The organism is Oribacterium sp. P6A1 (assembly GCF_000702885.1).
Classification (GTDB): Bacteria; Bacillota; Clostridia; order Lachnospirales; family Lachnospiraceae; genus Oribacterium.
In genome coordinates, this window is the sequence record NZ_JNKO01000003.1 from 58,817 (window position 1) to 81,989 (window position 23,173).

Genomic DNA, 23,173 nt, shown 5'->3' on the forward strand with positions numbered 1-23,173 from the left:
AAATAATACCTTTTTGAAAAAAAATTCACATAAATCGGCAAAATTAAGGATATTTTGACAAAAAAAGAAACAGACATTCACTGTCCCTGTGAATGCCTGCTTCAATCTCTGATCAGAACGGCTCTTTTTTATGCAATGGCATCAAAATTGGCACCTAAATCGGGGTTGGCGGACTGCTCAAGAAGCTTTACCATGTCCTCGCCTCCTGCTTCGGCCTGGCCCAATACCTTTGAAAAAATGGCTGTGCTTATGGCAGTAGCCACCTTCTGCATGGAAAAATTGGCCGCCACTGTGGAAATGCTTGAAATAATATCCATCTCAGTCACCTCCTTGCAGAAACTAATATCGGCAAAAGAATTAAAAATATAAGTATAAAAGCAAAAAAACAGTATAAAATAATTATCTGGATTTTAATTATTCTTGCCGAGAGGAAGGTATGGAATCAGGCTGGATGCAACCTGAGGAATAGGCATGGACTGGATCCATATCCTGCCGGGACCGGTGAGTACGGTATTGAAGAGTCCTTCGCCGCCGAAGAGCATATTTTTAACACCCTTAATCATCTGTATATCTATAGAGCAGGTGTTATCCATAGCGGCAAGATATCCGGTATCTATGATCATCTGCTGTCCGGCCTGAAGTGTATACTCCTTGATATATCCGTCGAACTCAAGAAACGCCATTCCGTTACCGGAAATTCTCTGCATGATGAAGCCTTCGCCGCCGAAGAATCCGCTGCCCACCTTCTTCTGGAAAGCCACGGAAAGCTCCACACCGCTTGTTGCGGCAAGGAAAGCACGCTTCTGAGCTATGATCTCATTGCCGTTTCCTATCTCGTAGGCTCTTATGGAACCCGGAAAACTGGAGGCAAAAGAAATCATTCCGGGACCGCCCATTGCAGTATAACGGTTCAGGAAAATGGTCTCTCCGGATACCATACGGCCAAACATCTTTCCGAGGCCTCCGCCCTGAGTTGCCATATTCATGTTGTTGCTCATCCATGCCATGGCACCGGATTCAGTGATCATCTCCTCTCCTGCATCAAGCTCACAGATTACCACAGGAAAAGGTTCGCCTTCGATAGAATATCTCATTTTGATCTCCTTTCATGATTAGATTGAACGAACATAAAATATCAAATACAATTATACAGGACGTCAGTGTAAATGAACATTACATTTGTTTACAGATTGATTTGATTTTGGAGGATAATGATGAATTTAGCGAAAATGATAGATCACACTGTTTTAAAGGCTGATGCTACAACGGAACAGGTAAAACGTCTTTGCTCTGAGGCCAGGGAATATGGTTTTCATTCTGTTTGTGTCAACAGCTGTCATATCGATACTGTGGTTTCGGAACTTAAAGGAACTGATGTGACCCCTTGTGTTGTGGTGGGTTTTCCTCTTGGCGCTATGATAACATCCGCAAAGGCATTTGAGGCGGCTGAGGCCGTAAAAAGAGGTGCCGGTGAAGTTGATATGGTCATCAATGTCGGAGGTATCAAGGATGGGAATTATGAGTTTGTCAGAGATGATATCAAAGCAGTGGTTGAAGCATCAAAACCGGCTATAGTTAAGGTCATCATAGAGACCTGTCTTCTTACCGATGAAGAAAAGGTAAAAGCATGTGAGCTTGCTGAGGAGGCAGGAGCCGCTTTTGTAAAGACCTCCACAGGATTCTCAACGGCAGGCGCAAAGGTAGAGGATATCAGGATTATGAAGCAGACAGTAGGTGACCGTCTGAAGATTAAGGCAAGCGGAGGTATCCATACAAAGAAGTTCGCTGAGGAGCTCATCGCCGCCGGCGCAGACAGAATCGGTGCCTCAGACGGCGTGAGCATAGTGAAATGACAGAGATGGCTGTAATGACAGTTTATGATATGACGATTCAAAGGTTAAAAGTACGTGAGTTATGTGTTGGAGCGAATCAGTGAGTGTCAAATGCTGACATCGGAGGCATGTCATGAAGTCTGTATCCAACTTATGGCAAAATCAAAAGCCGACGGGGGAAACTCCGTCGGCTTAAATTAACTATGAAATTTTTTTACAATGCCCCGACCCTCACATCAAGACCTCTTTTTTTCGTGAATTTCTGAAAATCCACTATGACTGCTGTATCAAAGATTTGCTTTGGATAGGTTCCTGTCTCGATCCCGGGCTTTTGCCCTTTTTCGAATTTCCGGAGATGGAGCTCCCGGTTGCTTATTACATTCATACTATTCCCCACTCTTTCTGACTGTATTGATATGGGATAATGAATAAAAATCCACGCCCATATCTATTCCCCTCTAGTTAATTATTATAGCGCAATTTAAAAAGAGAGGCAAAATAAATTTGGACAATAAATTATGGGTTTTCCTAATTTATTAAAAATATGTGACACTTTTGTGACAAAGAAAAGTCTATATTAAGTATAGACTTTATAAAGAATGGATGCTTTGTGATTTTGAAAAAAATAATGGCATATTTTCATAAAAAGGAAGAGTATTTTTTAAAATGTGCCGACATAATATACAACACCTAAAGATGCCCTAATCGGATGTGATCATCACAGTGTTTACTTATAATGTTTGAGCTCTATTCATTGAATATGATGCTCAGGGGGGAGTTACACATCTTATGATTTCGGAGCAGAACTATAGGAGGTAGGTTTTTTCAAGGAGGAAAAGGGTGTTATGAGATTTAGAGGAGCTTTTGTCTGTCTGTATTTGATTACCGTTCTGATTGCAGTTGGATGCGGTGTTATCAGCAATATCGATTTTAAAAAGTCTGTGATAGATAATCAGAAATTCATTGCGGCTGCAGAAGCTGCAGGCTTTTCTGTAAAAGATGAAACGGAGTTGTATGCCAACGTCAGAGGATTAAACAGCGCTCTTTTGGCAAGCAGCAGTGACGGCAGTATGGTTTGTCAGTTTTATGTTTTTGATGATACCTATACCGCTAATTCCGAGTTCGATATATTTAAAAAAACTTTGGATAATACTTATGTCAGCAGTGTTAATTCCAGTCTTGCCGGGGACAATTTTTCCATTTACAAACTGACGGGAAGAACCGATTACCATCATTTGTGCGCTGTTGACAATACTCTTCTCTACGGCAGGTCTCCCAATGAGGAAATGGAAATGGTAAGAGAATTTGTGGTAGGTGTCGGGTATAACTAAACTATCAGAAAAAAGCTTATAGGGGGAGTTTTTTATAAAAAGGCTGCACTGTTGCCGGATGGTTTACCGGAACAGTACAGCCTTTTATTGAAGGATCTCCAAAGTTTAGTAGGGTTTCCCAAAGTTATTGAAACTAATGTTATGATGTGGTGTTTTCAAAATAATTCAGGCTAAGACACCGAGGGGTGGCCGCCTGACAGTATGGCCCTTTCACGAAAAAAGAAGTCCGGAACAAGTCCGAACTTCTTTTAAATCATCGGGGTGACAGGATTCGAACCTGCGACCCCCTGGTCCCAAACCAGGTGCTCTAGCCAAACTGAGCCACACCCCGAGCTTTGTGCTGTCCGTTTCAAACAGCTTAGACATTATATAATCCTATGTCCGCTTTTGTCAAGGACTTTTTTGATTTTTAATTTAATTTGAATTCCAAAAGAGCGGGAACCCTTGAAAACAAGGATTCCCGCTCTTCTAACATCGTCGGGGTGACAGGATTCGAACCTGCGACCCCCTGGTCCCAAACCAGGTGCTCTAGCCAAACTGAGCCACACCCCGAGCTTTGTGTCGCCCGTCTCAAGCGACCGTTGTATATTACAAAAATTCCCAACTGTTGTCAACATATATTTTAAAAAATATAATCTTGCCGGATTTATCGAAAAAAAGACGAGATCCCATCAACATGGTCTCTCGTCTTATGTATCAATCGGAGTGACGGGATTTGAACCCACGATCTCTTGGTCCCTAACCAAGCGCTCTAGCCAAACTGAGCCACACCCCGGAATTTTTGTCGCCCTCATCAGGCGACTAAGTAATAATACAAAAATAATTGTCACTTGGCAATGCTTTTTTCATTATTTTTGAAATTTTCCTTTATTTATGCATGAATAACCCTGTTTCGGAAAGCTCAAGTTTAACTGTTTCCGGATGAATAGCCATAATCATGGAGGTTTCCATCTCTCCGCCATGGAAGTCCCAGTGATTTTCAGGGCTTATGGTTGCCTGAACTTCGGGATCCAGAAAGGCACCGGAAGCAAGGACAAATACGAACATACCGGGGCATGGCCTCTGCTATCATTGAATCCGTGCCGAGAGGGGCCTGGGAACCATGCTGTTCAATGGCACCGAGCGGGATCATAACGATAGTATTCTCCTTGTCTACAGCTTCCATTTCTTTTCTTGTCAAATCTCTGTAATTCTGAATCATATCAACTCCTGAATAAGGCGAATGTCCCGCTGATGGAAACATTCGCCTCTTAATAAACATGACTTATGCGTTAGTTGTCTTCACTGTTCGAAACCCCGGAACAGAAACTCTGAGTCTGGAGAAAAGAACAAATGAAATAGCATAGACAAGACTTAATTTGATAAGGTTGAAAGGAATAGTTGCAAGGATGATGAATGTAGGAAGATCCTTGATCATCGGATTTACTGAGGAAACCATAACAACTACATCGTTAATGCTTAAGCCCATTGCAGCTGCGTACATCGGGAGTGTGATGAAAGCATTGCAGAAACACATCCAGGCTGTGCGGATGAAAATGTTGGCAATGAGTGATGCTGCGATACCCTTATCTGTCTTTCCGGTTTTCTTATAGAGGAACCATAAAGGAAAGATGAAAAGGAATGCACCGAGAATATTTGAAACCTCTCCGACATACATACTGTTTGTTCCCACAGTAATAAGCTTGATAACAAGCTTTGCTATCTCAACGAAAAGTCCTGATAAAGGTCCCATGGTAAAAAGTGCTATGACGCTGGGAACATCGCTGAAGTCTATCTTGTAGAAGGGCGGGAAGAAAGGAATACTGAACTCAAAAGACATGAGCACTCCCGCAAGGGCTGTAAGAAGTCCTGTATAAACAAGTTTCTGAACATTGATCTTATTTGACATGATGTTGTCCTCCTTTTATGTGGAATGTCGGCGGAACCGGACTATCTCGTAGTCATCCATAGACATTCCTGAATGATTTTTGAGGAAACAAGCTCTTTGAGAAATTGTATCGGGCAGCGGATTTCCTCCGGCCCGATTCCGCTCTGACTTTACATTGCCCGCCGGTGGCAGCATGGGGCTTTTATGAAAGTCTTATAGCGAAAAAAATCTCATCACCCTTTTCGGGTAATGAGATGAATTTTAATGTTATAAACATTTCTTCTCTCATCCAGACTTTACTGTCGGTACCGGAATCACACCGGTTCATGCACAAAGGCTCGCGGACTATACCGCCGGTAGGGAATTGCACCCTGCCCCGAAGAACTTATTTCTTTTTACGATACTAGCCTAGCATGGGATATATATGCTGTCAATGATTATGGCACGAAAAATATCGTAAGAAATTGCAAAAAAAAGAAAGAATATTATGGAAATGTTAAGAATAACGTGTATAATTAAAAATAATAAAGATAATCACATTTCTGTGATGAAATATTATATAAGGAGTATTTGGTATGAAAACTTATAAGAGACTTATGACTGTTGCTATGGCAGGAATCATCGCTGCATCTGTTTCACTTCCGGCATTTGCAGATGTTGTACATGCAAATCTTTATGATTCTGCAACAGCAGCCGCAATTGCAAACGGCACAGTTGTTCTTCCTCCGGAGGTACTTACAGGCGGACAGCTTGTAATTGCACAGGCTTCAGATTCAGTAGCCGCAGCCGCAGCAGCAAACGGCACAGTTGTTCTTCCTTCAGAGTTACTGACAGGTGGACAGCTTGTTGTAGCACAGCTTACTGATTCCGCAACAGCAGCTGCAGCAGCAAATGCAGCTTTAGCTGCTCAGAACTGATTTTTATCAGCTGAGGCGGTACATGAGTGACATTCGGCGGGATGATCATTGAAAGCTTTTTGTACTCATGCCATCAAATTTAAATTTATTAAAGAGATCGCAGTCATGTGCTGCGGTCTTTTTTTGTCATATTTATATCATGACCTTAGGGGCAAGGTCCACATCGAATCCGTTCGCGACAAGGGCTGAAGGGAACGTCAGTCTGTTTGAATTTCCTTAGTGAAAAACTGACGCTGCAGGGAATATCGTAAATTGTAGAGTAAATGTAATTTTTCCGGGTATTATCTCAGCTATAATGGTGTTGTAATAAGAATTGTAAAGGACCGGTATATGAATAAAACTATTTCTAATATATTTAAAACCATCATAATAGGCGGATTGATAACTGCAGCCTCGGCTACTGCTTCTTTTGCGGATGTTGTTGAGGTTTCTTCATTACCCGGAACATCAGTGGCATATTCTTCAAGTGTGAATACGGTTAATGCTTCCGGCGGGGCCTCTGCTGTAAATTCATCTTCCGGGGTTATTACCGATACGGTTTCCACAGTTACGGCCTCCATGACAGCTCAGGAGGCGTCTTCTGTCTCTCAGACGAAAAGCTCTCAGGCGGAAACTTCAGGCAATTATGTTACAGCTTCCGGAAATTACAGTCAGAATACAGTAACTGCTCCGGTTATAACTGCGGTATCAAGCCTTTCGGATGCAGATACCGGTTCCTCCTGTATTAAGACCGGCAGTACTTCAACTGCATCTGTGAATTCGGTGAATACTGTTTCGGTGCCTGTCATCATAGCTGAATCTGATATCAGCGGAGCTACAGTCCGGGGGTCTTCAGTGAGCTCGGGAACCCCTGTTAATGAGGACTCTGTACCGGTTGTAGTTGCCACAGGTAGTACCGATGATTTATCTGCCCGGGAGGCAACTGCTTCAGAGGTTGGGTTCTGCGTATTGCTGGGCTCCTCTCCCACCGGAACCATGAAGGACATCACTGGGTGATAACTTCAGTTATTCTGTTGCAAGAAGGACTAATGAAGTATTCACTCACGGGCTTTGTGACTCTGCCACGAGGAAAAGAACAGATAATAAAGAATAATCGAGAAAAATAAATCCCATCATTCAGCCTGAGTTAAGTCTCATGCCGAATGATGGGATTTTTGATTCTATGACAGTTTGCCTTATTTTAATATATGTCAGCTCATGCTGTGATATAGAAGCTGTATCCGCCGGATGTCATGCTGCTTACTGTATAGTCACTTTCAGAGGCTGCAATATGATATACCGCTCCTGTTTTTTCGTCTGTCCAGCTAAGTACATCTGCTTCAGCGATAGGATCTCCAAAAAGATTTTTGAGTATCCGGGTAAGCTCATCCTTTGAAGCCGGAACAGCACCGGTATCTGCAGCCACTATTTGAAGTCCTGAATCATTGACATGAAAAAGCACCGGTACAGGTGAATCGAAAGTAAGCAGGTAAAGCCGTCCTTCGTACAATTTGTTTCCGGAAGCATCAGTGAGTCCGGTTTCCGTAAGGACTGTTCCAAAGTTCTCAGAGATATCTTTCAAGGATGAACCACAGCTGAAGCTGTCTTTATCCTTCCTGAAGGAACCTGAAGTAAATGCTTCCCTGTCATCTGTCTTAAGTGCCTTGATGGTCTCAGACTCACGGGATTTCAGTTCTCTTATGACTGCATCGCCGATTATGGCCGCCGCATCTGCTATTTCGTCTTGATTTAACATGTCAACAGACTTTGCGGCGGAAGCTTTCTCTACATAAGCCTGTTTGAGAAGAACTCCCGGAATTTCATTTATGTGAAATGAAACAAGTTCAGAATCTTTTTCCTGTATGATGGACAGCTTCTGTCCTGTCATTCGTTTCACGGAAGAATTGATGATGCCTGAAAGAGGGTTTTCCCTTCCGTTTACGGTAACGGTCTCAAAGCCTGTGTAATCCGAAAGGCCCAAAAGATCAAAGGAAATATTACCTGTAATACGGTTTCTTTCATCCTCTGTCAGAGAATGAAGATAGGAATACGCTCCATCCTGTCCGTTTCTTCCGTCTGTAAACACCAGAAATCTGAGTTCTGTATCAAGCTCAGTTTTCTCCAGTTTCTTTGCCACAGCCTCTATGACGGAGATTTCCGCGGCGTCATCGGTAAAACCTTCTTCGGTACCGTCAGAGTCAAGTGCAGTGCTGATAAGTATGATATCAGCCCTATCGGCATCTGAGGATGCTGCTTTAACGGCACTGAAGGTTCTTACGGTGAAGTTTCCCTCATTCTCATTTTCTACGGAAGAAGCCAGGGAAACTGAGTAACCCGAATCTGAAAGCCGTTCCGAAAGTGCCTCAAGCTGGGCCTTTATATTGGCGCTGTCTGCTGTTCCCACACTGTCATAGACACTTGAAACTGCTTTTACTGATGCTTTTACAGCCTTTTTATAATCCGATCCGTCTATGCGGATGTGCTGGTATATAAGTCTCGGAGCCAACAGTATCACTGCAATGATGAAAGTTTTCACTCCGGAACGTATATAGGGCTTCTGCTTGTACAAAAATCCATGTACGAACTGCATGGCGCTGTAAACCATGATGAGTACACCGATTACATAGATAAGAAGCAAAGGGATGTCGATGGGATCTTTTAATAAGTTGGATAAATTCATGGGCCTTATTTCTGCATTTTCTTTAGTGTTTCAACCATTTCCAAGTCATCCTGAAGCACCCTGAAATTGGTTGTTACAGGGGACTCACCCGGTTTTGTGATCGTCATTTCGATAACAGAACCTACAGGAACGCTTGATGAAAGTTCATGATTCAAAAAAGCAACTACCTTAGGATGATTGCTCTGAAATTTTTTAATAATGCCTCCGATTTTGAGCATTTCTGCCGGATTGATCATAATTACCTCCAAAAAAAGTTGAGGGCTGATGTTCTGCCCTCTCAATATGGGCAATGTCTCAGGATGTCATAATCTCTGTTTATGTCAGGATATGACAACCGGACCTCGCATCAGACTATATTAATCCAAAATGCCATATTTAGAAAGTGAAAAGTGAATAATCGAGTAGGGAAAATACGCCCTACTCGATTCCACGTTGGCCGTCACATGTGCTTTTGTACAAGCACAACGCACGCGTGACAGCCTTATCGTGAAAAAAACAGCCCATCTGGGGACGGGCTGAAATCAAATTCTTCTCAAGGTCGCTGTTTGTTCTCCCGCTCAAGAGTAAACCAGAAATCAACTCCGGTTCTTGTGTTTTTTGCACCGCATTTCTGATGGTGGGCATCTACTATTGCCTTTACGATGCTGAGACCGAGGCCGCTTCCGCCGTAGCTTCTTGTGTGCGCCTTGTCCACCTTGAAGAATTTTTCCCAGATTTTTTTGAGGTCCTCCTCCGGTATGGGCTTTCCGGTATTTGTCACATGGATGGAAACAATGTCATTTTGCTCACGCTGTGAGTATATGCTTATATTGTTAGGCTGTTCAAGATGATGAAGAGCGTTGTTAAGGTAGTTTGTGATTATCTGCTCCACCTTGAATTCATCTGCCCAGACCATGGTGCCTTCGGGAATGTCTACCTCTACGTGGGCATCCTGTTGTTTTATGAGTATATCCGATTTGGTGATTACACCGTTCACTACCTTTGATATGTCAAACAGAGCAAAGTCAGGAAGATCCTTACCCTGCTCTATAGAGCTCAGGTTCATAAGCTCATGTACAAGGGTGTTCATTCTTTTGGCTTCGTCCACGATGACTCCGCAGTAGTAGGCTCTGGATTCCGGATCGTCGGCGAGACCTTCATTGAGACCCTCGGCATAACCCTGAATGAGAGCTATGGGTGTTTTAAGCTCGTGGGAGACATTGGCAACGAACTCCTGCTGGCGTTCTGCGTATCTGGTTTTGTTTTCTATATCGGACTGGAGCTCGTTGTTGGCGGTCTTGAGATCTGCAATGGACTTACGGAGACGCTCCGACAGGGTATTCATGGAGTTGCCGAGGACTCCTATCTCATCAACGGAATCACCGGTGTATCTTGCATTGAAATCAAGGGCGGAAATTTTCTCACTGATCCGCGCCAGCTGGTTTATGGGCTTCGTTATCTCACGGCTCATGAAATAAACGATTATGGAGCCACCCATCATGGCAAAGATACCTATGAAAAGAAGGAAACGGTTAAAGAACCCTACGGATTCCTTGAGGCTTGATACAGGCATGGACATGATGAAGCAGGTGGTATTGTCGGAAAAATAGCCCCAGCTCTCCAGATAAGTGCTTTTGGAAATGTTGTCGGAGGTCTTCTCTATGGAATAGTTTTCAAAGCTTTTTACAATTTCCGCAGTGGAGTATGCCCTGTTTCCGAAGATATACTGATTGAGCTTTCTGGACTGGAAATTCAGGTCTCCGAAGGTGGAGAAAATGGTGTCGGTTTTGGTGTCCAGGATCAGTACGTTGATGTTGTAGGTCTCAGACAGTGTCTTCAGATAACTGGTGCCCTGAGTTTCGGTGCTTGGATCCGAGGTGTCATAGTTCAGGGGGAAAAGGGATGACAATGTCTGATCGTTCTTTGTAACCGTATCGATCATGCGGTCCAGTGTCTCATAGGCATTTTGCAGAGTGGTGATCTTTTCTTTCGTGTAATAACGCTCCAAAAGGAAGGTGTTCACCAGAAGTATGGCTGCAAGTATGGCTGCGATGATGCAGATAAAGATGCAGGTATATCGCCATTTTATGCTTTTTTTAAGAATGGAAGGCTGTTTCATGATTCTATATCCTCTTCTGTCCGTATTTACTTCTCTGTAAAATCAGGAGGTTTCTTCGATGATTTCAAGATTTATAATTCCAGTCAGAGTCAATAAACGGACTTTCGTATGTTATTCTATCATACTCTTACTTTGGGGATTTTCTGTGAATTCATCAGCAGCCTTAATGTTTTTCTTATAACTTCTGCCTTATCATAAAAACCGCTTCCCTTTCAGGAAGCGGTAAAAAGAGCATATTCAACTGTATTGAAATTACATGTTATACAGCCTCAGGCTTCGAATTTGTATCCCATTCCCCAGACGGTTTTTATGTAATCTCCCTTTGTGCCTAGCTTTGCGCGAAGCTTCTTCACATGGGTGTCGATGGTTCTGGCATCACCGAAATAGTCGTAGTTCCAGACATTGTTCAGTATTTTCTCACGGGAAAGAGCTATGCCCTTGTTCTCGATGAAATATATGAGAAGCTCGTACTCCTTGAAGCTTAGCTCAACTTCAGCTCCGTCGATCTTTACGGAATGGGCGGACTTGTCAACCTCTATGCCGCCGATGTTTATGACATCTTCCTGATTCATGCCGGAGCGGCGAAGGATGGCTTCCACTCTCGCCACAAGAATCTTCGGGGAGAATGGCTTGGAGATATATTCGTCCGCGCCGTATTCAAAGCCCTTGAGCTCATCCTGCTCCTCGGAACGGGCGGTGAGCATGATGACAGGAACCTTGCTGTGTTCTCTTATGGTCTTCAGCACATCCCATCCGTTCATTTTCGGCATCATCACATCAAGGATGATAAGGGCAATGTCTTTGTCCGAGAAGAATCTGTCAACGGCCTCATCGCCGTCACCCGCTTCTATCACATCAAAATCCTTCAGCTTTAAAAAATCGGAAATAAGCTTCCGCATACGTTCTTCGTCATCAACAACCAGTACCTTTAATCGTTCCATAAATGTCCCTCTTATTTCTCTTTAAGCCCTTCCAGTATGAACCTGCTTGGACTGCAATGCTTACTATATCTTTGTTCTGTGAAGTAAATGTGAAATTCTTTTCTCGCTCTTGTGAGAGCCACATAAAAGGCTCTGCGTTCTTCTTCCAGGTCTTCGGGAGTTACCGCCTTACTGTAGGGGACGATTCCCTCATTTATGTCAACAAGATGGACTATGTCGAATTCAAGCCCCTTGCTGCTGTGGAAGGTCATGAGCCGGAGTCCGTCGGCTGCTTCGGATTTATCGTTTTTTAGATCTTCGCCATAGGATTCCACGTAATGCAGCCACTCCTTTTTATCCGGGAATGATTTTGCGCTTTCTTCCATCTCATCCATTATATCATGCAGCTTTTTGATGTTTACATGATTTTCTTTACTGTAATCTTCAAGATAACTTTCATATCCCATCCTTTTTCTGATGTAAATCATGGCTGCAAAGGTGGGGAGTTTTCTGATGGTCCGGAGATCTTGAAGAAACAAATCTATAGTGTTTTGCATCTTTAAGGACCGGCTGTAGTATTTTTTCAGCTTTTCAAAACTCATGTCTCTTTCGGACACTGCAGTTCTTGATATGTATCGCAGGGGCTTATTCATTATACGGAGAAAATCAGCCCGGGTACCCATATTTTCAGAAAGTCTGATGTAGGATATGATGTCTTCTGCTGTACTGCTTTCGTAGATATTTTTGACCTTGTTTTTAAGGACGAATGGTATCTCCATGCGGTTAAGTTCTGAAAGAAGGGGCCGGATGATGGTTTCTGTACGAAAAAGTATGGCGATTTCCTTAAGGGGAACTCCGGAGTTAAGTTCCTTTTTTATATTTCTTAGGACCTGAGCGTACTCAGAAGCTGTGGTGTCGGATCTGTAGTACAGTGTCACAGCCCCGGGCCCCTTTGCGGCTTTTATATCCTTTGGGAAACGCTGTTTATTGTGACTTACCACATTCCTCGCAAAGCTTACTATCTCTGATTGTGAGCGATAATTGTTTGAGAGAAGTATACGTCTTGCCTTTGGGTAATCCTTTTCAAAGCCAAGCATGATGGAGGGCTCAGCTCCTCTGAATCGATATATGGACTGGTCATCATCCCCTACTATGAAAAGGTTGTTTTCGGGTTCAGCCAGCATTCTTATGATACTGTACTGAACGGGGTTTATATCCTGAAATTCATCCACCAGTATAAAGCTGAATTTACTTTGCCAAAGCTTTTTTTCCTCCGGTTCATTTACAAACAGTTTATGGCATAACAACAGCATATCATCGAAATCCAGCAGTCTTTGGGCCTTTAGTTCACTCTGATATGAAGATAGAATCCTTAGAAATTTATCGTTGTCTATAAGCTTTGACCGGAAAGAGGAGCTCTCCTCTCCCATTGATTTATACTTTGAGATTTCAGACAGAAAAAGCCGGAAGAAATCCGTATCATAGGAACTGTCAATTTGCTCTCTTGATGTAAGCTCACGTAGAAGCAGGGTTTTGTTCCTGTCTGTAATAATGTTTTTGAAGGAAAGATTGTAGCGAAGACGCAGTATGTAGAAAAAGATGGAATGAAATGTGCCGAAGGTGACCTGACTTCCGGATTCTTCTGACACAGATCTTTCAGAAAGAGATCCTGCAGCTGAAATTATTGGAACTCCGGAGGTGTTTTTTTGGCTTTTTCGGGGATTTTCCGTAAGCAGTTTTTTAAATCTTGCCTCCATTTCAGTGGCGGCATCTTTTGTAAATGTTATGACGAGAATTTTATCCGGTGGGACACCTAGGGACAGGAGATGCATTATCCTGTGGGTAATGACGGTGGTTTTTCCGGAACCAGGTCCGGCCAGCACCAGTGCAGGACCGTTTACATGTTGAATCGCAGCAATTTGTTCATTAGAAAAGCTCATGGCACAAGTGTACCACGAGCTTTGAAAACTTCATATAGTCTGAATTCAGACCATATGGACTATCAGTTCAGTCCTGTTCCATACAGTATCTTTGCGATTTCTGAATCCTTATCCAGAATGATGGTCTTGTCGCCTCTTCCCTTCATGGAATTCTTCAGGGCATCGAGGGAACGGATGTAGTTGTAGAATTCCGCCTTATCAGTTGTGTTGTAGGCTTCTGAAAGGGTCTTCATGTACTCTGCCTCACCTTCAGCCTCTGTGATGGCTGCCTGTTTTTCGGCCTCGGCCTCCATGATGGTTACCTGACGGTTGGTGTCGTTCCTTATCTTCTGGGCCTGGCTGTCACCCTGAGCCTTGTAGGAAGCCGCTATATTCTGTCTTTCGGAAATCATACGCTCATATACGGCGTCCTTGTTATCATCCGGAAGGTCCAGAGCCTTTATCTTGGCCTGATAAATGGTGATTCCGTATCCGCCGATATCAGAGTTGGAATCCTCTGTAATGAGCTTTGTAAGCTGCTCGCCTCTTGCGGCGATAACTTCGTCCTGGGACATGGATGAAAGGATGTTCTTTGTGGCATTGTAAACCGCAACTCCCACACGGTCCTCTGCGCTTCTGGTGGAAGCATTAAGGGTCTGGGTGAACTTGACTGGATCAGTGACCTTCCAGAGTATGAAGTCATCGGCAATCATGGACTTTTTGTCCTTAGTGATGACGTCCGAGGGCTGAATGTCATAGATCTGAAGATCCTTCGGAATGAATCTCACTGTCTCAAAAAACGGAAGCTTACTGTAAAAACCTGCCTCACTGTTTACTCTTGTGATTCGTCCGAGATGCATAACTACGCCGTATTCGTTGGGGGCTACGGTGTAAAAGAAGGAACTTGAGATCATCAGGAAAAATACCAGTACTGCAACAGCTATTACCCTTACCAATGTGAATTTATTTTTCATGAGTTTGATTCCTCCTCTGTTGTTTCGTTCTCCGGGGTCGCGGTCTCAGTGTGTGAGGAAGTGCCTGGAAGCACTGCTGATGAACCTGAGGTTTCGCTTACGAAGCTTTCAAGAGGAAGCATGGTCTGTGTGCCTCCGTCATCTATGATGACCTTGAGATCAGGAAGGATGTCTTCCATTGCCTCATAGAACATACGCTGCTTAGTGATAAGGGGGTTAAGTCTGTACTGCTCGTACATGGCATTGAAACGGGCAACCTGACCCTCTGCCTCTGCTATACGGGCTTCCTTCTTTGCCTCTGCCGCTTTTACGATCTTATCGGCATTGGCTTCTGCTGCAGGAAGCTGCTCTGATTTGTACTTGTTGGCGTTGTTGATAGAGGTTTCTGATCCCTGCTTTGCATTTTCAACTGCTTTAAATGCGGACATGACTTCCTTGGTAGGAGGTTCAACGTCCTGGATGGAGACATTGACAACCTCAAGACCTATATCCGCATTTGTAAGGGCGCTTACCAGTGAATCACGAACATCTGACTGTACCTTGTTCTTGCTGGTTGTCATAACATCATCAACATTGTAGTTTGAAACAACCGTACGGATGGCTGCCTGGGCAAGATTCTCAAGGATGTCTTCCGGATTTCTGGAATTATAGAGATAGCTTACCGGATCGGAAACTCTGTACTCGATGTAAAAGTCGGTGTTTACGAAATTGAAATCCGAAGTGATCATGAGGGACTGTTCAGGGATATTCTCTGCATAACCGCTCTCTCCGTAGGACTCGTTTGTAATATAACCGATAGGGATACCGTAGGTGGTGGTTCTTACCTTCTGAACGGTATCGATAAGGGGAATTTTAAAGTACATTCCGGCTGTCTTGACATCATGGACCTTGCCGAGTCTCGTTACAACAGCCTGTTCCTGCTCCGATACTCTGTACAGTCCGGAATTGACAACAACTAAGCCCCCCACAAGAACTGCACCCGCAAGTACGAATTTTAGGACTTTTCCCAAACCGGCTTTAGCCTTATCGGGATCCGGCATTTCAAAATGCGGCATCTCGGGCTGAGAACCGTTTGTATCTTTTTTGTTTCTCATTAACTACTCCTTCTCTGATAAAAAAATGATTTGAATTAATGATAGCATACTTAAATTTGTTTAAGAATAGCAGTAATTTAAACACAAGATAATTGTAAAATATTGGCGGGTGACCTTGGCAATCTGTATCAATACCCGGGGAGTCTGCCGGGAGCCATGGGATACTTATATGGAATGCCGGTAAATCAAAGAAAAGCAGTCAACCGCTGTATGAGGTGACCCCAAAGAGTCAGACTGATTTGGTCTGACTTTCTGGGGCGTGGTACAGAAGTTGACTGCTTTATAACTATTTAAATCTGTAGTGAATTTATCAGCCCTGAAGCTTTGCGATTCCGGCCTCAAGTCTCTTGATGGACTCTTCCTTGCCGAGAACCTCCATGATCTCTGTAGCGCCTGCAGGTGTCATCTGCTTACCTGAAAGTGCGATACGGATAGGCCACATTACGAATCCTGTCTTAAGCTCCTTCTTTGTGCCGTACTCTGAAAGGAGTGCGAAAAGAGCGTCGTTTGAGTAGTCCTCCTGCTCCTTGAGAAGAGGAAGAACATCCTTAAGAAGTTCAAGGGAGTTCTCAAGGTTTGTCTTTGACTTCTTGTTTACATAGAGTGAGTTGTCATACTCCGGTACTTCCTCAAAGAATGAGATCATATCGTTGATATCCGGGAATATCTCAATACGTGTCTTAACCATGTTTGCTATGTGCTTGAAGTCAAGAGGCTTCCTGATGGTATTCTCGATGAAAGGAAGGGCTCTCTCATAGAACTTGTCAAAGTCCATAGCCTTGATGTACTCGCCGTTCATCCAGCGAAGCTTGCCCATATCAAAAACCGCAGGGCTCTTTGATATACGTGTGTAATCAAATTTACGGATGAGATCCTGAAGGGACATGATCTCTTCATTGTCATCAGGTGACCAGCCGAGAAGAGCTACGAAGTTTACAACAGCTTCAGCAACGAATCCCTGATCGATGAGATCCTCAAATGATGAATGTCCTGAACGCTTTGAAAGCTTCTTGTGGTTCTCATCTGTGATGAGCGGACAGTGAATGTACTTCGGAATCTCCCATCCGTAAGCGTCATAGAGACGGTTGTACTTGGGGCTGGAGCTCAGATACTCGTTTCCGCGGACAACGTGGGTGATGCCCATAAGATGATCGTCGATAACATTGGCAAAATTGTATGTAGGGAATCCGTCAGACTTGATAAGTACCATGTCGTCAAGCTCTGAGTTATCTACAGTAACATCTCCGTAAAGCTCGTCATGGAAAGTTGTGGTTCCCTCTGTGGGATTGTTCTGACGGATAACGTATGGCTTGCCTGCTTTTAAGTTCTCTTCTATCTCTTCCTTTGAAAGGCTGAGACAATGCTTATCATAGTGCATGATCTCTTCGCCGTTCACAGTTGTCTTGAGAGACTCGAGGCGCTCCTTTGTACAGAAGCAGTAATAAGCCTTACCCTCGTCTACGAGTTGCTTTGCGTACTGCATATAAACACCGGAGCTTACACGCTCTGACTGAACATATGGTCCGCAGTTGCCCGGTTTATCAGGAGATTCATCGGGAATGAGACCTGTATCATCAAGAGTTCTGTTGATGAGGTCTACCGCACCTTCAACAAGACGCTCCTGATCTGTATCCTCGATTCTTAAAAGGAAATCGCCGTCCTCATGCTTCGAAATAAGGTAGGCATACAGTGCAGTTCTTAAGTTACCAACATGCATTCTTCCGGTTGGTGACGGAGCGTATCGTGTTCTGATCTTCATTTTGTTCTCCTAAATGTAAAGAAGGGACTGTTGCCAGTCCCCGCTCTTAGATTTATTAATGCATCGGGAATGACATTATCATGAAATTACCGATGCTGATGTTTTGAAACTATCTCAATCCTTGAGGTCCTGAGGTCTCATAGTAAGGTTGATTCTGCCCATCTTGTCGATTTCCTGTACCTTTACGGTAACCTCATCGCCGATGTTTACAACATCTTCAACCTTCTCTACTCTGCCGTCAGCAAGCTTTGAGATGTGTACCATACCGTCCTTGTTAGGGCTTAACTGTACGAATGCACCGAAGTTCATGATGCGTACAACCTTACCTGTGAGGATCTGGCCCGGCTCGATGTCATTAACGATAGACTCGATGATCTTCTTTGCCTTCTCAAGTGCTGCAAGGTCGATGCCGGAGATAGATACCATACCGTTATCGTCGATGTCGATCTTTGCGCCTGTCTCGTCAATGATTCCGTTGATGGTCTTACCCTGCTTACCGATAACATCACCGATCTTCTCAGGATCGATCTGGATGGTGATGATCTTAGGAGCGTATGGTGAAAGCTCCTTACGAGGCTCTGCGATGGCATCCTTCATAACGCCGTCCATGATGAAGAGACGTGCTTCGTGAGCTCTCTTGATAGCCTCGGTTACGATTTCCTTTGTGAGACCGTGGATCTTGATATCCATCTGGATAGCAGTGATACCCTCGTGAGTACCTGTTACCTTGAAGTCCATATCTCCGAAGAAATCCTCGAGACCCTGGATATCTGTAAGAACGAGGTAATCATCGTCTGTGTCACCTGTTACGAGACCACAGCTGATACCTGCTACAGGCTCCTTGATAGGAACGCCGGCTGCCATAAGTGAAAGACATGATGCACATGTTGAACCCATGGATGTTGATCCGTTGGACTCCATAGTCTCTGATACGGCACGGATAGCGTATGGGAAATCCTCAACTGAAGGAAGTACAGGAAGAAGTGCTCTCTCTGCAAGTGCACCGTGACCGATCTCACGACGTCCCGGTCCGCGGCTTGCCTTGGCCTCACCTACTGAGTAGCCCGGGAAATTGTACTGGTGAAGATATCTCTTCTCTGTAATAAACTCGTTGAGTTCCTCTACCTTCTGCACCTCTGAAAGAGGTGCAAGCGTTACGATATCGAGGATCTGAGTCTGTCCACGCTTGAACATAGCTGAACCGTGTACTCTCGGAATGAGATCTACTTCAGCCTCAAGAGGTCTGATCTCGTCGATCTTACGTCCGTCAGGTCTCTTGTGATCCTTGAGGATCATCTTACGAACAGTCTTCTTCTCGTACTGATATACAGCATCAGGAAGGATTGCAAGGGCTTCCTCATCCTCTGCAAATGCCTCTTCAAGCTTCTTTGTAACTTCAGCGATGTTTGCATCTCTCTGCTGCTTGTCATCTGTAAATACAGCTGTCTCCATCTCCTCAGGAGGAACGATGGACTTGATTCTTTCGAAAAGCTCCTCAGGAACTGCAGCACTTACGTACTCCATCTTCTGCTTTCCGCACTCTGCGATGATGGAATCGAAGAAACCGATGATCTGCTTGTTTACTTCGTCAGCCTTGTAGATGGCTTCGATCATCTTCTCATCGGAAATGCAGTTTGCGCCTGCCTCGATCATGATAACCTTATCACGGGTTGAAGCAACAGTAAGAGCAAGGTCTGAAACAGCCTTCTCTGCGTTTGTAGGGTTGATGATCAGCTCTCCGTCGATCATACCTACCTGTGTTGATGCACAAGGACCATCCCATGGTACATCAGAAATAGCTGTTGCAAGGGATGAACCGAGCATGGCAAGAAGCTCAGGTGAACAATCCTGATCTACTGACATAACCAGGTTGTCTACGAGGCAGTCGTTACGGAAGTCCTTAGGGAAAAGAGGTCTCATAGGACGATCGATAACACGTGATGTTAAGATGGCATTATCGCCTGCACGTCCCTCTCTCTTCTTGAATCCCCCCGGGAATTTACCAACGGCGTACATCTTCTCCTCATACTCGATCTGAAGCGGGAAGAAGTCGATGCCGTCCCTGGGAGCGGCTGATGCGGTACATGTTGAAAGAACAGTTGTATCGCCATAGTGCATAAGTGCTGCACCGTTTGCCTGGGCACAAACACGACCGATATCAACGGTAAGTGTTCTGCCGGCGAGTTCCATAGAATAACTCTTATACATAAAACCTCCTGTTGTATGAAACATCTGCCTGATATGCAGGCAAATGTTTATGTCCGGCACTCAGTGAGCTGCCGGTACATAAGCGACAGGGAGGTCCAAAAACACTGATGAGACTCGAAAACCTTAAACACTATGGCCGTATCAGAACTCTAAGTGCATAAAATCTGTGCATCGCTCTTCTCGTCATATGCCGGTTGCCTTTAGGAACAGGCTGCATGTTTCCGCAATGCTTATATACTCAAAGTCCGGATCTCATCAGTGATCTCGGATGACTCTCCTGTCGTTTATATCATATAGTGATATGTAGTATGCTGCATACTGATAACACATACTACTCAACTCTATATTTTAACAAATTCTTTAAGTGTGGTCGACAACTTTTTAATCAAAAGACACGACAAACACAACAAAAGGGCAGAGAATAAATCTCCGCCCTTTTCTATCAAAATTACTTTCTGATGCCGAGCTTCTCGATGAGTGATCTGTATCCCTCAAGGTCTGTCTTAGCAAGGTACTGAAGAAGTCCTCTTCTCTGACCAACCATCATAAGAAGTCCTCTTCTTGAGTGGTGATCCTTAGGGTTCTTCTTAAGGTGCTCTGTAAGCTCGTTGATTCTTGTTGTAAGGATAGCAACCTGAACCTCAGGTGAACCTGTGTCACCAGGCTTACGTCCGTACTGTGCAATGAGCTCTGCCTTCTTCTCTTTTGAAATCATGTTAATTCCTCCTAAAAAACTGTCGCGATAATCGCGATAAACTTACGCTGACCGAGTTTCCGGAAGGAGTTCCGTAAAACCACGCCAACGCGCATACTCATGTAATTTAACAAAAACCCATATCCTTGTCAATGTGTAAGGATAAAAATTTGATTAACTTTGACAGGGTGAAGGTGAGATGTCTCACGACTCCGACTTTCAAAGCTCCATAGGGTAATGAGAAGCTTTCTCAACATCTTTTTCAAGCTGTTTTTTCAGATCATCAAGTGACGGAAATTTTTCCTGATCCCTGAGTCTGTCGATAAATTCCACTCTTATCTTCTTTCCGTAGATATCACCTCTGAAACCTATGATAAAAGTCTCGACATCAACGGGGTTGCCATCGGATACGGTGGGATTTGTACCTACATTGGTCATGCCTTTATAGAGTTCCTGACCAACAAGGACCCGGCTTACGTAAACTCCGGCCTTTGGTATGGTCTTTCCTTCCTTGGGAATGAGATTTGCTGTAGGGAATCCCAGAATGGTTGAACCTATCTGCTTTCCGTAGACTACTGTTCCGCTTAAAGAAACGTGTCTTCCCAAAAGTTCCGCTGCGAGCTTTACATTGCCCTTTTGGATTTCTTCCCGGATATAAGTACTTGAGATCTCACGGGGATTTCCGTTTTCATCAAGAACTTCACGTTTTTTGATGATATGGGCTGTGTAGCCGTATTGTTCCTGAAGTGATTTAAGCATATCGGCATTACCCTGAGCCTTATGACCGAAGCTGCAGTCGGTACCCACAACGATATCTTCGGCATGCATGCCTTCGATGAGTACGTCCCTGAGGAAATTCTCTGCAGGAACCTTCATGGTATCACTGTTTACTGGGTATGAGAAAATATAGTCAAATCCGAGGTTTCTGAGTCTGGTGAGGTGTTCGTCACCTGATGAAATGGCTGTTTTCTGGATTCCGGTGAATAGTGTCTCAGGATTCTGTGAGAAAGTCAGCACTGCAGTTTTCAGATGTTTTTCCTCTGCAATTCTGAACATATTCTCAAAAATCAGCTGATGTCCTTTGTGGCTTCCGTCAAACTTTCCGAAGGAAACCACCGTGGGCTCCGGAATAAAGATAGGAGGCTTCATAATGGAGAAAAGTTCTCCTTTTTCGGCCTTTTCCGATATTTCACCGAGAGTGTAGCTCTCTTCTATGCCGTACTGTCCGACTCTTGTGCGAAGGAGGGCTGACATGGCTGCCCCTGTACCAAGCTTTTCTCCGATGTCCTTGCAAAGAGTTCTTATATAGGTACCCTTTGAGCAGGTCACCTCCATCTTTACATAGGGAAGCTTTATTTCATTTATCTTTATATTGTGTATGGTTATACGGTTTGGCTTACGTTCTACGGTCTTTCCCTGTCGCGCCAGATCGTAGAGCTTTTTGCCGTTGATCTTTTTCGCACTGTACATGGGAGGTATCTGATCGTAAGTGCCTATAAAGCTTTCAATGACATTTCTTACTTCCTCTTCGGATACTTCCACAGTATTCTCCGAAAGGATGGTTCCTGTTGTATCCTCTGTGTCGGTGGTGATGCCCAGCTTCATTTCGGCTTCATATACCTTTACTGTTCCGGCGATGGCATCCACAAGTTTTGTGGCAATTCCGGCACAGACTACCAGAACCCCTTCGGCCATAGGATCGAGAGTTCCGGTATGTCCTATTTTTTTCTCGTGAAGAATTGAGCGAAGCTTTTTTGTTACATCAAAGCTGGTCCAGTCCTTCTCTTTTCTAACAACTATAATTCCGTCCATTTATCCCCTATAAAGAGAACGCCAGCCTGTTTGATTTCGTGACCCGAAGGGCTGACGCATATACTTTTATCCCCTGTTCGATATGAAGTCAGGCGCATCCATCTGGAGTGCCAGCTCCTTTGTGATGTTGTTTATGACATCATGATATGATCCCTGTAATGTACAGCCTGCTGCCATCTTATGACCGCCGCCGCCGAAATGTGCAGCAACCTGTGCCACATCAAGCATATGGTTGTTGCTTCGGAGACTGACCTTGAAGTTCTGGTTGGTCATTTCATATATGAAGACTGCACAGTCGATACCTCTGGTCTCTCTCATGACACTGACTACTCCGTCGATGTCCTTTGAAGTTACATTGTAGAACTTCATTTCCTTGCAGGTAAGCCATCCTGCAAGACAGCGGCGGTCCATGACCATGAGACTTTCCATGAGGACACGTCCCAGAACCTGCTGCTGGGGATATGTCTTTGTGAAGAAAGTATCGTCTATTATGTGACTGAAATCAATGCCTTTTGACATAAGGAATCCGGCTATCTCCATGGTGTGCGGTGAAGTACAGTTGTACTTGAAGACCCCTGTATCATGAACGATTCCGAGATAGAGACATTCAGCCACTTCTTTTGTTATATAGTCTTTGTCAAGCAGATCAAAAATCACTTCACAGGCACTGGAAGCCTCGGGAATGATGGTTCCGTGCTCGAATTTCTGGTTTCCGGGAATATGATGATCCGAAACATAAAGGACAGAAGCATTTTCTGCCAATGTCTTGTAATCTCCAAGTCTGTCGAAACCGTTACAGTCGCACATGATGCACATGTCATATTTCCTGTCTGAAGGAACATTGATGATGTCTGAAAATCCGGGCATAAAACGGAATTTTTCATTGGCCGTCTGGAGATAAACATTAACCTTTTTATCCGGGTAACGGTTCTTTATGTAATTTTTAGTGCCGAGTGTCGAGCCGAGACAGTCTCCGTCCGGATTGGTATGTCCAACTATACAGATGCTGTCTGCTGCTTCGATCAACTGGTGAAATTCGTTCATGAAAAATCCTTTCTCTATACACATTACAGGCAGAAGACGCAAAAT

General features: G+C 44.1%; 20 protein-coding genes, 3 tRNA genes, 1 pseudogene and 1 riboswitch. Of the genes and pseudogenes, 4 read left to right on the plus strand and 20 right to left on the minus strand.

What is annotated here, in order from left to right; genetic code table 11:
- Window positions 1-128: 128 nt before the first annotated feature.
- The gene (locus T515_RS02865; protein WP_036607381.1) at window positions 129-317 is read right to left on the minus strand and encodes a putative motility protein; all 189 of its coding nucleotides are present in this window, start codon (window positions 315-317) and stop codon (window positions 129-131) included.
- A 93-nt stretch (window positions 318-410) separates the two neighbouring features.
- Window positions 411-1,094 (minus strand): TIGR00266 family protein, encoded by a 684-nt coding sequence (locus T515_RS02870; protein WP_036607383.1) that lies wholly within the window; start codon window positions 1,092-1,094, stop codon window positions 411-413.
- 120 nt (window positions 1,095-1,214) lie between these two features.
- Between T515_RS02870 and deoC the strand changes: the two genes are divergently transcribed.
- Window positions 1,215-1,853 carry a deoxyribose-phosphate aldolase gene (gene deoC / locus T515_RS02875; RefSeq protein ID WP_036607385.1) on the plus strand — a complete coding sequence of 213 codons (639 nt, stop codon included), beginning with the start codon at window positions 1,215-1,217 and terminating at the stop codon, window positions 1,851-1,853.
- A 193-nt stretch (window positions 1,854-2,046) separates the two neighbouring features.
- Here deoC and T515_RS17320 read toward each other — a convergent pair whose 3' ends face one another.
- On the minus strand, window positions 2,047-2,217 hold the full coding sequence (locus T515_RS17320; protein ID WP_155988243.1) for a hypothetical protein: 171 nt from the start codon (window positions 2,215-2,217) through the stop codon (window positions 2,047-2,049).
- 460 nt (window positions 2,218-2,677) lie between these two features.
- Between T515_RS17320 and T515_RS02880 the strand changes: the two genes are divergently transcribed.
- Complete coding sequence (locus T515_RS02880; RefSeq protein WP_036607387.1) at window positions 2,678-3,163, plus strand: hypothetical protein; 486 nt, start codon at window positions 2,678-2,680, stop codon at window positions 3,161-3,163.
- Window positions 3,164-3,419: 256 nt separating this feature from the next.
- On the opposite strand, the gene T515_RS02885 is transcribed toward T515_RS02880, so the two are convergent.
- The 5 genes and pseudogenes from T515_RS02885 to T515_RS02905 form a co-directional block, all read right to left on the minus strand.
- Window positions 3,420-3,494: transfer RNA gene (locus T515_RS02885), tRNA-Pro, on the minus strand.
- Between the two features lie 146 nt (window positions 3,495-3,640).
- A tRNA-Pro gene (locus T515_RS02890) sits at window positions 3,641-3,715 on the minus strand.
- A gap of 148 nt (window positions 3,716-3,863) precedes the next feature.
- A tRNA-Pro gene (locus T515_RS02895) sits at window positions 3,864-3,938 on the minus strand.
- Window positions 3,939-4,045: 107 nt separating this feature from the next.
- Window positions 4,046-4,364 (minus strand): annotated as a pseudogene (locus T515_RS18405) (creatininase family protein); the annotation flags it as partial.
- A gap of 63 nt (window positions 4,365-4,427) precedes the next feature.
- Window positions 4,428-5,051: an ECF transporter S component gene (locus T515_RS02905; RefSeq protein ID WP_036607392.1), complete on the minus strand. Its 624-nt coding sequence runs from the start codon at window positions 5,049-5,051 to the stop codon at window positions 4,428-4,430.
- A gap of 252 nt (window positions 5,052-5,303) precedes the next feature.
- Window positions 5,304-5,418: riboswitch (FMN riboswitch) on the minus strand.
- A gap of 187 nt (window positions 5,419-5,605) precedes the next feature.
- Here T515_RS02905 and T515_RS02910 point away from each other — a divergent pair.
- Together T515_RS02910 and T515_RS02915 are read left to right on the plus strand one after the other, a co-directional pair.
- Complete coding sequence (locus tag T515_RS02910; RefSeq protein WP_036607395.1) at window positions 5,606-5,947, plus strand: hypothetical protein; 342 nt, start codon at window positions 5,606-5,608, stop codon at window positions 5,945-5,947.
- A gap of 330 nt (window positions 5,948-6,277) precedes the next feature.
- Entirely contained in the window at window positions 6,278-6,943 is a 666-nt protein-coding gene (locus tag T515_RS02915) for a hypothetical protein (protein WP_036607398.1), read from the plus strand.
- A 199-nt stretch (window positions 6,944-7,142) separates the two neighbouring features.
- On the opposite strand, the gene T515_RS02920 is transcribed toward T515_RS02915, so the two are convergent.
- From T515_RS02920 to T515_RS02975, 12 genes are all read right to left on the minus strand, one after another.
- Window positions 7,143-8,606: a M28 family peptidase gene (locus T515_RS02920; protein WP_036607401.1), complete on the minus strand. Its 1,464-nt coding sequence runs from the start codon at window positions 8,604-8,606 to the stop codon at window positions 7,143-7,145.
- A 5-nt stretch (window positions 8,607-8,611) separates the two neighbouring features.
- Window positions 8,612-8,842, minus strand: a complete 231-nt coding sequence (locus T515_RS02925) for a hypothetical protein (protein WP_051671371.1) — start codon at window positions 8,840-8,842, stop codon at window positions 8,612-8,614.
- A gap of 296 nt (window positions 8,843-9,138) precedes the next feature.
- Window positions 9,139-10,704 carry a sensor histidine kinase gene (locus T515_RS02930; RefSeq protein WP_155988244.1) on the minus strand — a complete coding sequence of 522 codons (1,566 nt, stop codon included), beginning with the start codon at window positions 10,702-10,704 and terminating at the stop codon, window positions 9,139-9,141.
- Window positions 10,705-10,973: 269 nt separating this feature from the next.
- A complete protein-coding gene (locus T515_RS02935; RefSeq protein WP_036607403.1) occupies window positions 10,974-11,645 on the minus strand; it encodes a response regulator transcription factor in 672 nt (223 codons plus the stop codon).
- 11 nt (window positions 11,646-11,656) lie between these two features.
- Window positions 11,657-13,564: an ATP-dependent helicase gene (locus tag T515_RS02940; protein ID WP_036607405.1), complete on the minus strand. Its 1,908-nt coding sequence runs from the start codon at window positions 13,562-13,564 to the stop codon at window positions 11,657-11,659.
- Between the two features lie 62 nt (window positions 13,565-13,626).
- Window positions 13,627-14,517: a protease modulator HflC gene (gene hflC / locus T515_RS02945; RefSeq protein ID WP_036607407.1), complete on the minus strand. Its 891-nt coding sequence runs from the start codon at window positions 14,515-14,517 to the stop codon at window positions 13,627-13,629.
- Window positions 14,514-15,611, minus strand: a complete 1,098-nt coding sequence (gene hflK, locus T515_RS02950) for an FtsH protease activity modulator HflK (protein WP_242839313.1) — start codon at window positions 15,609-15,611, stop codon at window positions 14,514-14,516. The genes hflC and hflK overlap by 4 nt, the downstream gene beginning before the upstream one ends.
- Before the next feature lie 310 nt (window positions 15,612-15,921).
- Complete coding sequence (gene gltX, locus T515_RS02955; RefSeq protein WP_036607409.1) at window positions 15,922-17,370, minus strand: glutamate--tRNA ligase; 1,449 nt, start codon at window positions 17,368-17,370, stop codon at window positions 15,922-15,924.
- A gap of 114 nt (window positions 17,371-17,484) precedes the next feature.
- On the minus strand, window positions 17,485-19,578 hold the full coding sequence (locus T515_RS02960) for a polyribonucleotide nucleotidyltransferase (RefSeq protein WP_036607411.1): 2,094 nt from the start codon (window positions 19,576-19,578) through the stop codon (window positions 17,485-17,487).
- A 448-nt stretch (window positions 19,579-20,026) separates the two neighbouring features.
- Window positions 20,027-20,293, minus strand: coding sequence for a 30S ribosomal protein S15 (rpsO, locus tag T515_RS02965; RefSeq protein ID WP_031550722.1), 267 nt, complete (start codon window positions 20,291-20,293; stop codon window positions 20,027-20,029).
- 198 nt (window positions 20,294-20,491) lie between these two features.
- Window positions 20,492-22,084 (minus strand): bifunctional riboflavin kinase/FAD synthetase, encoded by a 1,593-nt coding sequence (locus tag T515_RS16330; RefSeq protein WP_051671372.1) that lies wholly within the window; start codon window positions 22,082-22,084, stop codon window positions 20,492-20,494.
- A 66-nt stretch (window positions 22,085-22,150) separates the two neighbouring features.
- Window positions 22,151-23,128, minus strand: a complete 978-nt coding sequence (locus T515_RS02975; RefSeq protein WP_036607640.1) for a DHH family phosphoesterase — start codon at window positions 23,126-23,128, stop codon at window positions 22,151-22,153.
- Between the last annotated feature and the right edge of the window lie 45 nt (window positions 23,129-23,173).

What these genes read in the sequence shown, in the direction of transcription:
- T515_RS02915 (WP_036607398.1), top strand. Translation starts at nt 6,278, where the DNA reads ATGAATAAAACTATTTCTAATATATTTAAAACCATCATAATAGGCGGA.
- T515_RS02930 (WP_155988244.1), bottom strand. Translation starts at nt 10,704, where the DNA reads ATGAAACAGCCTTCCATTCTTAAAAAAAGCATAAAATGGCGATATACC.
- rpsO (WP_031550722.1), bottom strand. Translation starts at nt 20,293, where the DNA reads ATGATTTCAAAAGAGAAGAAGGCAGAGCTCATTGCACAGTACGGACGT.
- T515_RS02905 (WP_036607392.1), bottom strand. Translation starts at nt 5,051, where the DNA reads ATGTCAAATAAGATCAATGTTCAGAAACTTGTTTATACAGGACTTCTT.
- hflC (WP_036607407.1), bottom strand. Translation starts at nt 14,517, where the DNA reads ATGAAAAATAAATTCACATTGGTAAGGGTAATAGCTGTTGCAGTACTG.
- T515_RS02910 (WP_036607395.1), top strand. Translation starts at nt 5,606, where the DNA reads ATGAAAACTTATAAGAGACTTATGACTGTTGCTATGGCAGGAATCATC.
- T515_RS17320 (WP_155988243.1), bottom strand. Translation starts at nt 2,217, where the DNA reads ATGAATGTAATAAGCAACCGGGAGCTCCATCTCCGGAAATTCGAAAAA.
- T515_RS02975 (WP_036607640.1), bottom strand. Translation starts at nt 23,128, where the DNA reads ATGAACGAATTTCACCAGTTGATCGAAGCAGCAGACAGCATCTGTATA.
- T515_RS02865 (WP_036607381.1), bottom strand. Translation starts at nt 317, where the DNA reads ATGGATATTATTTCAAGCATTTCCACAGTGGCGGCCAATTTTTCCATG.
- gltX (WP_036607409.1), bottom strand. Translation starts at nt 17,370, where the DNA reads ATGAAGATCAGAACACGATACGCTCCGTCACCAACCGGAAGAATGCAT.
- T515_RS02925 (WP_051671371.1), bottom strand. Translation starts at nt 8,842, where the DNA reads ATGATCAATCCGGCAGAAATGCTCAAAATCGGAGGCATTATTAAAAAA.
- T515_RS02870 (WP_036607383.1), bottom strand. Translation starts at nt 1,094, where the DNA reads ATGAGATATTCTATCGAAGGCGAACCTTTTCCTGTGGTAATCTGTGAG.
- T515_RS02960 (WP_036607411.1), bottom strand. Translation starts at nt 19,578, where the DNA reads ATGTATAAGAGTTATTCTATGGAACTCGCCGGCAGAACACTTACCGTT.
- T515_RS02920 (WP_036607401.1), bottom strand. Translation starts at nt 8,606, where the DNA reads ATGAATTTATCCAACTTATTAAAAGATCCCATCGACATCCCTTTGCTT.
- T515_RS02940 (WP_036607405.1), bottom strand. Translation starts at nt 13,564, where the DNA reads ATGAGCTTTTCTAATGAACAAATTGCTGCGATTCAACATGTAAACGGT.
- hflK (WP_242839313.1), bottom strand. Translation starts at nt 15,611, where the DNA reads ATGAGAAACAAAAAAGATACAAACGGTTCTCAGCCCGAGATGCCGCAT.
- T515_RS02880 (WP_036607387.1), top strand. Translation starts at nt 2,678, where the DNA reads ATGAGATTTAGAGGAGCTTTTGTCTGTCTGTATTTGATTACCGTTCTG.
- T515_RS16330 (WP_051671372.1), bottom strand. Translation starts at nt 22,084, where the DNA reads ATGGACGGAATTATAGTTGTTAGAAAAGAGAAGGACTGGACCAGCTTT.
- T515_RS02935 (WP_036607403.1), bottom strand. Translation starts at nt 11,645, where the DNA reads ATGGAACGATTAAAGGTACTGGTTGTTGATGACGAAGAACGTATGCGG.
- deoC (WP_036607385.1), top strand. Translation starts at nt 1,215, where the DNA reads ATGAATTTAGCGAAAATGATAGATCACACTGTTTTAAAGGCTGATGCT.